Genomic DNA, 12,135 nt, shown 5'->3' with positions numbered 1-12,135 from the left:
CTTCCATTTGTAGAACGTTGCCGTACTCATACCGTGTTCACGACAAAGATTCGGTACAGGCGTGCCAGATTCAGCTTGTTTTAAAATACTCATGATTAAACTGTCTGAATATTTTGATGTTTTCATAGAAAATCTCCTTGGACAAAGGTTAATCGATTTTCTACTTTTAAACTCGCTTAATTTGCGGGAGCATTACCATGCAAATTTTATGTTGGTTATTATTGTTGATAATCAAAATATTACTAGTGACAAAAAATCAAAGCACCCTACCCTGTATTAAATTACAATGCTCAAATTAAAAACCATATATACTTGTTATATATGAGATTTATTTAAATGAAATTTATGTAATTTAAGGTATTTTATGTCGGTGACTTTTGCCAAGGTTGGGGTCGCGAGTTCGAGTCTCGTTTCCCGCTCCAAATTCTAAAAGCCCTAATCAAAAGATTAGGGCTTTTTTATTGTTGATTTTATTAATTATTTTACTTATTTCCAGTATCACACCACATATTAGAACTTCTATTTTCCAATTAGCTTACATTTAATTTGTGACCAAGACGTGACTGAAATTAGATTTGAACTAAACAGTGAAGCTATAAAAAAAGTTAAATAAATATTAAAAGCAAAAAATATTGAATTTTAACAACTTTTATAGGAGTCATTGATTCAATTTATCAACAAAACCGAATTAAAAACTATGGATCACGCTTAAATAATGACAATAAAAACCCCTATATAGAAATATATAGGGGTTTTTAAATGCACTAAATTAAATCTTATTTAGTGCATTTGATATCAGTGACTATTACCAAAATTGCATTCTTTGTAGCAATCATCCTTCAATGAATTTACCACTGATACTTAAAGCCAACCATTGCTTTGACTTCTTTATACGACTGATCTCCAGTGGTATAAGAAATATTACCCCAGCCATTCCAGTTCTTAGAAGTATTGCCTTCAAAGCCAAGTTTGACTTGATAACGATCTTTTGGATAAGCATTATTAAAACGATATCCATCATTGAAAGTTAACCCTTGATCATTGTATTGACGCAACCAGTTTACTTCAACAAATGGCTGAATTTGATTGATCTTAGATGTATTTACATAAGTCATCCGACCACCAACACGCGATTCTAATGACGTTGTTGTCGAATCATTTACATGCAGACCAGTATCATTACCACTTGCGTCTGAGCTTAGCTCTCCGTAAGTCATTTGAACTTGGGGTTGGAACTGCCATTGTTTGGTTTTATCTTTTGACTCTGCAGCCAAGAATGTATGGCCAATCTCTAAAGATACATTGAAGCCCTGACTATCATATTTGGCAGTGTCGTAACCTGTCATACTGACTTTGTTACCGTTATACCAATTATATAATGCCCATGCATCCACATAGCTGTCTAATGGTCGATCTGAATCTTGGTAAATCGTTCCATAAATACCTACGCTATAAGCATTGTCGATACTGGCATTGGCTTTTGTTCCGGTACGGCGCGATGTACTATCAAAATTACTTTGCCCCATACCGCCCATAATACCAACACGAGCACGGTAATTATTGCCGTTATTTTTCCAATTACCCCAATTAATGACATCACCACCAATCTGTAAAATTTGGTTATCGCCATTCAGTTTCAATTGATTATTAACCACATTATAGCGAGAACTATTTACAGTAGAACGAATCCACATAGAGTTTGCCGAGCTAGAAGATTTTAGACTTTCAGCATATTGTGGTTCGCCTAAGCGGTCATGCAAGGTCATATTAAACATATTCAATGCATTTTGGTTTGCCAAATATGCACCGACCATTGGGTTAATAAAGGTGTTGTCAGACTCGCCTTCATTTTCTTCAGGTGGGAATACTGGGTTATATGAACTTAAATACCAACTGTCATCTTGAGTGCCTTTATAAAGCTTGTATTCATAAATTCCCATTGCAACTGGCGAACCTAAAGTAAATGAGCCTTTATCACTTGTGCCGGAAACATCAACCACTTTAATTGCATTTGGTTTGGTATACGCTCCAGCACCGCCAACTGGTTTTACATAAATTGCAGTTGATCCGCCAGAACCCAGCAGCACATTACCGTTAACAACCAATTGATCGGTTTCGGTTTCTGCATGTCCTTTGTTCAATACAGTATTTAAATACAATGAACCACCGTTAGAAATATAGTTTCCATTGACATTTAATTTACTGCCCGTGCCTGTTGCACTGCCTAAGATAATTTTACCAGCATTACTAAAATTACCATTTACAAGATAATTGGTTGCTGTATTCAACTGTTCTTTGTTTAAACCACCAACAGTGAATGTTCCTTGGTTATCGACATCGCCGGCGACTGACCCATAACCTGCAAAGGTTGCGCCATTTGCGATACTCACCAGTGAAGATGCTAATGCAACCGAGTCAGTTTCTGTTCCGGCAACAAGACTACCATTTTGAACATAAGTTGCACCGGTATATTGTGCAGAATTATTGGTCAATTCAACAATATTAGCGCCTGTTTTATACACATCACCTGTACCTTGAATGGTGTTATGAATCGTCCAATCGCTGGTATCTGCTAAGACCAATTTTCCATCATCATTAATGGTCGCATCACCCAAATGTTTTTGTTCTGCAGCAGTTAAGCTTGCAGTTGGATCGATATTAAAATCACCAGAAAATTGACTATTATCCGCACTTAAAACAACATCGGAAGTGCCTGCAACATTTACAACACCGTTATTCGATAATGCATTGACGAGGTTACCTGAAGCACTATTGATATTCAGCACACCGGCATCGTCAATATTTCCATCACCTAAGCCTTGAATGTCATTAATACTAACCGTGCCATTAGCCGCAATATTTGTTTGGCCATGATAATCTTGATTCGCACCATTAACCGTCAATTCTCCACCATTGACATTCAACGTTGCAGCATTATCAGAAGTGATATGACCATCTACAGTACCACCGTCCGCTACATTTAATGTGCCAGTATCTAGGGCTAAAATAGAATCTGTTGCAGTGTTCAATTCACCCACATATTGCGTAGTGTTATTGAATGTTGCTTGAGTTCCTGTATTTAAAATCAATGCACTTGTATGTTGATCTGCTTGACCAAGCACACGATCTGCACCCATATTCAATGTACCCGTATTGACCGTGGTCGTACCGGTGTAATTATTGTCTGAATTTAAAAGGGTGATGGCATTGTTGTTTGAGTTAATCTCCACATTACCGCTAGCATTCGGAGCATTGGTAATTTGTGCTCTAAAATTTTCAGCATTGCCTGTCGCATCAGCGCTGGTTTGTAGATTTAACGTTTTAGCGTCATTAATAGCCACTTTTTGAAGCTGATAACTTGCATATAAGCCTTTATCATCTGCAGAAACACCAACACCATAGGTTCCCATCGCTACAACGTCACCATCTTGACGAATCTCTTGATCCGTTGTTGGTGTAGTAATTTGCTCACTCGTTGATTTATCGGTCATGGTGAATTTAATATTTGCCGCAGTACCTGTAACGCTATCTGTGGCGTTAACCAATTGCACAAGATTAATACCATCATCTTGCTCTAACAGTGTTTTTTTAGAAACATCTTTAAGCGTATTGTCTTCGTTAAAGTCATTATCGAAGCCATTGGTTAATACATTAACTGTTCCTGTTTTAGAAACATCTAAATTCTTCACTTCTATATTGCTATTTAATGCGTCTTCTTTGGTACCAATAAAGTCTTTCGCATAATTTAACGTTCCGCCGTTAAATGTTAAGCCACCGATTTTTTGTGTACCTTCATCGGCTGGTACGGTTGCAATGCCTTTAGCATCTAGTTTTAACGTTGCATTTGTGAGTGCCTTAGTATTATCACCACTTACAGCAAAAGTACCATTGCCTAAAGCCAACGTACCTGTGAAGTTGTCTTTGGTGTAATCTGCATTTCCAAAATCAAAGGCGTGACCATTGGTGTCGGTTTTTATCGTACCCGCACCTTTAATATTTTGACTCAGTAAATAATCATCTGCGGTTTCATCAAAATTAATAAAATAGGTACCCGCTTGATTTAGATTGACCACATTCGTTGTTGCGCCATCACCATTTAATTTTAAATTGGTATTATGCACTTCAAATGTTGAGCTATCGTCTATATCTAAATTTTCAAAGTTAGTGATTTTGTCAGCGTCAGACAATTGATAATAACTATTTGATTTTACATTCAGCGTATCTGTACCCGTACCGGCATCAATTTTAGCAAATAGCGCAGCACTATTTACTTGCGTTGCACCAATGATATTATAGGTATCGTTACCACTGCCCGAAGTTAGTGTGCCATTTTGAGTTGCACCATGAATATCAACTGTATTTTCACCATTACCTAATGTAAGGGTTTGGGTTTTACTGGTATCTTCAAGGCTTACATAATTATTTCCGTCACCCGCAGTAATCGTACCTGCTTCTGCACTACCCTTAACAGTAAATTTATTATTGCCTGCTCCAGCAGTAAGATCATCTACCTTAGATGTATCTTGAACCGTAAACGTATTGTTTCCTGATCCGACTTTCACGTAATCTGTAGAGCTCTTTCCGCTAAGCAGTACCGTATTATCTTTATCAGCTAATTCAACACCGCCTTTAATTTGACCACCAGCATTTGTCATGTTAATGGCTGCAGCTTGTTGCGTTGCATCAACCGCAACTGTTCCACCATTTGAGGTAATTTTTCCTGTATTGGTAAAGTTAATCGGTTCACCAGAAGAATTGATTTGATTTAAATCAACCACAGGACTGGTTTTAGATGCAGAAGTGAGATTTCCTGATTGTTGAATGTCAGTTGTTGTTCCTTTAATCACTAAGGCTGACTGACCTTCATCTGACTCAATATTCAAGCTTGTTCCAGATTTAACCGAACCAGAGGTATTGGTGACAATACCGTTGCCGCCTTTATCTTTAACATTAATGACTAAAGCTTCAGAACCGCTGGTATCCAAATTCGCGTTAGACATAGCAGGGTTGCCACTGCTATCTTGACCTTCTAAAGTAATCCCTGCAGCATCGTTACCTGATACGGTAATGATTCCACTTCCAGTCAATCTAAAGGTGGCTCCCGGTTCATCAGATGCAGTATTTAAAAAGTGAATACCACTACCACTACCCGTTACGGCTATATTTGCACCATCTGTTTTAAGTTCTTTTGAACCCGCCATCACCCGAATTGCATCGGCACTATTCTCTCCAACAACGGTTCCGGTTCCGCTTAATGTGAGGCTGGCATCTTTATTCAGGCGAATCGCCGCAGTCCCATCAGTGGCTGTAATATCACTGTTGTTTGTTACTTTAGAAACGAGATTACCAGAACTTTGATAAACGTCTACACCAATACCATTAGACGCGATTTCACCATTATTGGTTAGCGTACCACCATCAATATAAACACCCGTAGAATTGGCCGCACCACTAAAATCGATGGTGCCATTTTGATCCAATTGACCGTTATTTACAACTTTAAAGCCAGTAGAATCATGCGGCCCTTCTGCTAATAGTGTCGCTTCAGAAATCAGTTTGGCACCAGTGTTCTTTTGTTTCAATGATCCATCAACATCGTATGTATTACCATCTACTTTAGCAATTGTTGCATTCTCACCAGTTACGTTAATTGCGGTATCTGCATCTAGTTTTACCCGACCATCTAAGCCAGCACCACTATTTACATTAATGCCTGTTGCATTTTTACCTGTAACATCAATTTTACTCACACCACTGGAAAAAGATGTGCCATTATTTGCAATACTGTAGCCATTTGAGTTTTCACCACTCACGGTAACAACTAGATTTGAATCTCCACCTTCATACTTAGCACCATCATCAATACGGAATAAAGTTGAATTGGCATTTGTTATATCGAAATGATTTTCTGTTTCTACAAATTTAATTTTAGAACTGGTGCCATCATTTCCTTTACCAGAAACCCAAAAAAGTACTTGATTTGTTGTATCAGCCCTTGTAACAGTATTAATAGTAGCACCATTATCAACAATGATCTGACCCCCACCGCGTGCATATAATCCTGTGGTATAACTTCCGTCTACATTTAATGTACTACCCGATGTTAATGTGACAGTTGATCGGTCATTTTTAATCCCATACACGCGATCTTGAGCTGTTGACGCGTTATCATGTGTGACATTAATTGTTCCTGAATTGGCCACTTCAGCACCTGAAGCAGCAAAAATACCTGAACTCTTTGCACCAGTTACATTAATCGTCCCTGAGTTTTTTACCTGATTATTGTTAGCTGTTGTGAAATTTCCAGCCACTTTAATGCCCGCGCTATTCGCACCGTCAACATTCATTGTTCCACTGTTATCAACAGTTAAGTTTTGTGGCACTGAACCTGTCTGAGCAACATTAATGCCCGCACTATTTTTTGCATTTTTATCAATCGTAATCGTGCCTGTATTGTTAATCGTGACGTTTTTAGTTGCATCATCAGAAACGAAAGCACTTATTGCATTGTTGGTGGTATTTAAATCTAAGTTATCGCTTGATGCACCACCTGTGATCGCAACGACATTAATCTCGCCATCATTTACGACTGTACCAGATTGATTGAGGTGTACCCCTGTTGCTGTACCACCATTACTTCCGCTGGTACTGCCAACATTGTATGTACCGTTGTTGGTTGCAGTGGCACCATTAAGAACTTCGGTCGCTATATTACGGCTATATTTATAGTACGGATTTCCATCTAAATAATCAGGAATATTTGAACCATTGGCGGTTGAGTTTTCAATGCTAATCGTACCGTTGTTATTATAATTTGACCCTGTACCTGTTACCTGATCCGCCCAATTTGTATTTTTTTCATCGGTAGAATTTTTAAATACAATCGTTCCGTTATTGGTAAAAGTCGAACCACTGCTGACTAAAGCATTTTGTGTTGTACGATTTTGAACAGTGATTGTTGCATCCTTAGAAACATTCACAATTCCATTATCGTGTGCATAAACATTATAGGCTGTTTGAAATGTATCAGACCCTATAGCTTCTACACTATTATTAATATTCACTACACCATTGTTCTTTGCTTCTAAGATGGAGCGTAGACCCGTAGCTTCTTTCATCTCTGGACTAAAATAATAACTTTCTGAATCATAATTTACTTTTGTTGGATCATACACGAAACTGTATTCAGGACTTGTCGTGTTTTTGAAGGCCTTGTTAAATTGTGTTTCATAATCAGTCGCAACTGTTATGTTATTTTTAATGGACTCAATTAATGCATTATTATAATCATTTAACGCGGCATCGGTATTTATAGTGAATTGTTTGTATTCATCCGTATTTACTCTGACTGTCAGAGTTGCACCTGATAGCTCTTTCTTTGCCCCAAATGTACCCTCATTACTTTGCGCCGCCGATAAATTAGTTACCGACGAGCTATAGTCAAAAGTGACTTTAATGGCTTGATTTTGATTAATTACGCCACTATTTTCAGCGGTAAACAATGAACTCTGTTTTACTTGTCCAGGATGCCAATCGATTGCATCTGTACCTTCTAAATTTAAAACTGAATTATTACCACTTACACTTGCTATTTTTAAGTCTACAAACGGTTGCGTTGGCTGACTAGTAACAATGGGTCCGGTGAAACCAGTAAGAGCATCTGCCGTATATTGTTTTTTGATATTATCAAGACTGGTTTCGCCTTGTGCATTGGGATCTGTCCCAAATACTTCCACCGTGCCTAAAGTATTATCCGTCTTTAGCCAAGTAATCGTGTGTGTCTTTTCACTTAAATCCCAATCTTCAATGTCTGGTAAGGTTGTTACAGGAGTACCAGTTGTATTGTCCGTGATGGTTAACGCGCCACGGTTAAATAATTCAGATAGTGGTGCATTCCATAAAGCCAAGCTTGCTGTTGGCCCTTTATTTCCTTCAGGTAGCCATTTAACATCATTGTTCAAATTAAAATTCGTTGTACCAGCATTAAAAAACTGATTTTTCATTTGATGATTTGCAGTTTCTGAGTCACCTATACCCGTTACCTTACCGTCTGCACCATACTCTAAATCTGCTGATTTATACGAATCATAAACATTTGCCTCTGCTGCATGCGTCATGATAGGTATGTAAGATAGTATTGCTACGGTTGAAAAAATCAAAGATTTACTTAATGTTGATAAATTGGCTATTTTTACAGTTTTTGATTTTTTAGCACCTCGAGCAAGCTCAGAAGCAACCACCATAGTTCCCGTAGATTTGTTTAAAACAATTTTATATGCCTTATTCATAACTCACCTTGTCTCAGACTAATTATTTGACTTTTTATCCAACTAAAGAAAATTTAAAAATTACATTTGAATAAAAAACATACGAATAATATACACCTTTTTCTACAATTTTGCGACTTTAATCACAAAATTTTATGTAAGTGAGAGAACTATTGTCTACTGTTCATCTGGAAGCCCCAGTTTATGGGCTGATCACTCAAGTGAGCATGGACTCATTTTTTTTGTTTTAAAAAAGAAATTGATGTAACAAAAATTAATCAATGAATGATCCATGACTGAAGTCAGGGTGTGAAATAAAATCAATTAAATAACGAAGGGCGATGTTTGTTCAACGTGAGTCGAAAATGTTTCGACTCACCTTGCGATGTTTATATAGATGTTTTAATTCCAATGTTTACATTTACTGGTTTTACCAATGCCTGGATTAAAACTATTGGTCGGATCTAGCTGTTGTAAATGTGCTTTATAGGTTTCAGACGCCCGATATAAATGACCTACATTATGTTCTGCGGGGTATTTCGCGCCGCGTTCATCTAGATATTTCAATACCTCTTGTTTAAAGGCATGTCCATCGACACCGGGTTTAAGAATATAGTCTTGGTGATTCACAAAACAGAAAAAATGCCCACAACAAGAATCGAATAGCACTTGATCTTGCAGATGTTTAGGTAATTTTAGCCGCCATTCATCATCGTTACGACGCAGCGCGACATCAAACGCAATCAGTCTTTCATTGGTGTCTATGCCATGACTTTCACAATAATATACGGTGCAACCACCCACGCCAAAACGAATTAAAAACGCATTTTTCTCTTCTTTTTCGCTACATTGAAAAAATTGACCCGTTCCATCTGCAAAAAAATGAGTTAATAACTGTTGTAATTCTGCGGCTTGATCGGCATCGGTTTTTATCATTAAATGATGTTCAAATTGGGCATGATACTGCATGATTCTAGGTTCAATTCCCGATGGTGTGATGCAATTCACCCACTGAATCACCCGATCGACCGTATTTTTGGGTAAAAAAGGAATGCGCTGCACGCGTTTATCCCATGCGGTTTTGGCTGCAAATAAATCTGGAATTTTTTCGGGCCCGAGTTTATCAATCGCCTTATAAATATGTTTGGCATATTTTTTCGTTAAATCAAATGCATGACGATGAATATATTCGGCTTGTGAAGGCAAAATGCTCAGCTGTTGTAATAAGAATCGGCGTAGTTGCACCAACTCATATTCATCATTGGTGCCAATATACAAGGTGGTTGATGCAGCACTTTTTTCAAAGGTCGGCAAACGCACAGCAAAAACTGCCAGCTTTCCTGAACAGCCTGCGCTATCGTGCAGATAATTGGGATTACCATTGAATCGTGTTGGTTTGGCAGATGAAATATCTCTTAAATCTTCGGCATATCCCTCTGCCCAAATTCTGCCCTGCCAATCGGGTGCATCCCCAATTTGATAATTTGCCTGCTCAAGATTTGCCAAAATTTCTTCTGGCGTTTTACCTAACTCGATGCCTAAATGATTAATCAATTCTAATTTTCCCTCAGAATTGATTTGCGCAAATAATGATTTTTCTGTAAACGCTGGACCGCGGCGAATCAGCGAGCCACCAGAGTTATTGCAAACACCACCAATCACAGAAGCACCAATACACGATGAGCCAATCACAGAATGCGCTTCACGATGATGTGGTTTTAAGGCATTTTCTAATTCGGTTAAAGTACTGCCAGGGAAGGCCAACACCTGTTTTGCATTATCTAGCAGTTGTACGCCTTTTACTTTGCGCGTGCTAACAATAATAATCTCACGGTCATAATCGTTAGCATCGGGCGTCGATCCACCCGTGACCCCAGTATTGGAGGCTTGCATTAAAATAATGACATCGTGCTGAACGCAACATTGCAGCACTTGCCATATTTCTAATAATGTTTCTGGAATAACAATGGCTAAAGCATCGCCCTTACCTACTCTAAAGCCTTTGGTATAAGGCGCTTTATCGATTTCGGTTATTAATACTTGAGCATGTCCAACAATTGCTTGTAATTCAGAGATAATCGGTTTCATTTTTAATTTTAGATAATTCACGAATGTCGTCATAAATTATACGCCTTTTTCACATGCTGTCAGCCAAGGCAGGTGTAGCGATCTCGAATTCAAAGCATGTTGACTGGTACAAATTGAATTAAGAAATCACGCCATCAACAGAAAAAGACTGGCGAGTATGGCAATAGAATAATTATGAACTCACAAAAAAGGGTCAAGACTTGTTTTTATAACGCCAATAATGGCACCTTCGGCGTGTTTATGTTGCAGATTAAACAAAAAGACCTCAACGCATAGGTTGAGGTCTTTTTGAAATGGTTTTTTAATAAATTTACGATGCTTTATTTTGCCTCGGCATGCTTCGGATGATCTAAGTTGATACGTTTACCTCCACCAAAATGCGAGATCAGCATGGTAATAATTGGAGCAGCAAATGCCATGTAGGTGCTATCTATACCATATGGATTACCAAGTAAGAACCAACCCACGGTTGTAAATACCGATAAAATAATTCCGTAAAATGCACCTTTGCCAGTACCAAATTTTGGTGCAAAGAAACACATCAGAATAAGTACGGCTAAGGTTGCGCGCAATGCTTTACCTAAAAAGGCAACCAATAAAATTTTATGTGCAAACAGCGCCAGTGCCAAAGGTAATAAGCCAATCACAATCACCGCGATGCGAATAAAAATGACCGATTTTTTATCATTTTTTTCTTTATTAAAAAAAGGATCATAAAAATCTTTCATTAACAGCGTTGCCGAAGCCATGGTGTTTGCAGAAATTCCACCGAGCATAGCGCCTGCCAGCCCAATCACCACAACTGCAGCAGACAAAGTTGGCATGTTTGAAATCAGTTCTGGTAAAGAATCAATCGATTTAATATTTGGATATAAATAGGCACTACAAATGCCCGCAATTGCCGTCATGATTCCAAAAGGAATCATCATTGATGAAACATAGTAACAAGCACGCTGTGCTTTTTTGTGATTTTCGGTTGCGGTAATCGCTTGGATAATATATTGCGTGGCAAAGATTGAACCGATGCCGGCAATCATCCATGAACAAATTTGTCCAAAGCCAATACTTGACCAACTAAACATACTCGCCGGTAAATTGGCTTGTAAATTTGCAAGACCACCACTGAATTTAAGACCAAAAGCGACCGCCAAAACCATACCGATATATTTAATTGCAGCATTAATAAAGTTGGTATATACAATCGAACGCATACCACCAATGCTTATATAAAACACGGTTACTAAACCCACCAAAATGGTTGCTGTGGTGCGACTAATATCTAAAATAGCAGCAATAAGGGCACCACCACTGGCATATAACGCCACAGTGACCGTGCTTAAAGCAAATATGGTCAGTAATGAGGTTGCGTAACGGGTTTGTGTGCCATAGTTTTTATCTAAAATGGCAGAGATGGTATTCAAACCTGTTTCGCGATATTTTTTTGCCAACAATAAACCTAAGAATAAGAACCCTAATGCGAGGGCAATTAAGTTCCAAGCGGCTGAAATACCAACTTCAAAACCAGTTTGTGCAGTACCAATACTCACTGAACTGCCAATGAATTCAGAAAGAAGCAATGCGGCAATTAAAAAAGCGGGGAAACTTTTACCACCACTGGTAAAACCTTCACTATTGTTGGCGTGTTTTCTAACACTTACCGCGATGAGTGACATGACCACAAAATACGTGACCGTAATTGATAAAATGATAATTGCTTTGGTTTCCATAAAACATCCTGTTTTACTTTGTTATCTTTTACTTGATCCTATTTCTGCATAAG

4 protein-coding genes and 1 pseudogene are annotated in these 12,135 nt (G+C 38.2%); all 5 read right to left on the bottom strand.

What is annotated here, in order from left to right; genetic code table 11:
• Positions 1–126, bottom strand: a 126-nt coding sequence (locus I2F62_RS03170; protein ID WP_324625581.1) for a transposase, incomplete at its 3' end; no start/stop codon positions are given.
• A 722-nt stretch (positions 127–848) separates the two neighbouring features.
• Positions 849–8,117, bottom strand: coding sequence for an autotransporter outer membrane beta-barrel domain-containing protein (locus tag I2F62_RS03165; RefSeq protein WP_324625570.1), 7,269 nt, complete (start codon positions 8,115–8,117; stop codon positions 849–851).
• A 39-nt stretch (positions 8,118–8,156) separates the two neighbouring features.
• Positions 8,157–8,288, bottom strand: a pseudogene (locus I2F62_RS13170) (ESPR domain-containing protein); the annotation flags it as partial.
• A 381-nt stretch (positions 8,289–8,669) separates the two neighbouring features.
• Entirely contained in the window at positions 8,670–10,388 is a 1,719-nt protein-coding gene (gene dld, locus I2F62_RS03160) for a D-lactate dehydrogenase (protein WP_420713705.1), read from the bottom strand.
• A 287-nt stretch (positions 10,389–10,675) separates the two neighbouring features.
• Positions 10,676–12,082 (bottom strand): sodium:solute symporter family protein, encoded by a 1,407-nt coding sequence (locus I2F62_RS03155; protein WP_324625569.1) that lies wholly within the window; start codon positions 12,080–12,082, stop codon positions 10,676–10,678.
• Between the last annotated feature and the right edge of the window lie 53 nt (positions 12,083–12,135).

The sequence above is a fragment of the Acinetobacter sp. MD2(2019) genome (assembly GCF_035615615.1).
Classification (GTDB): domain Bacteria; phylum Pseudomonadota; class Gammaproteobacteria; order Pseudomonadales; family Moraxellaceae; genus Acinetobacter.
The sequence above is the reverse complement of the archived record's forward strand: the minus strand, read 5'-3'. Positions and strand labels throughout refer to the sequence as shown.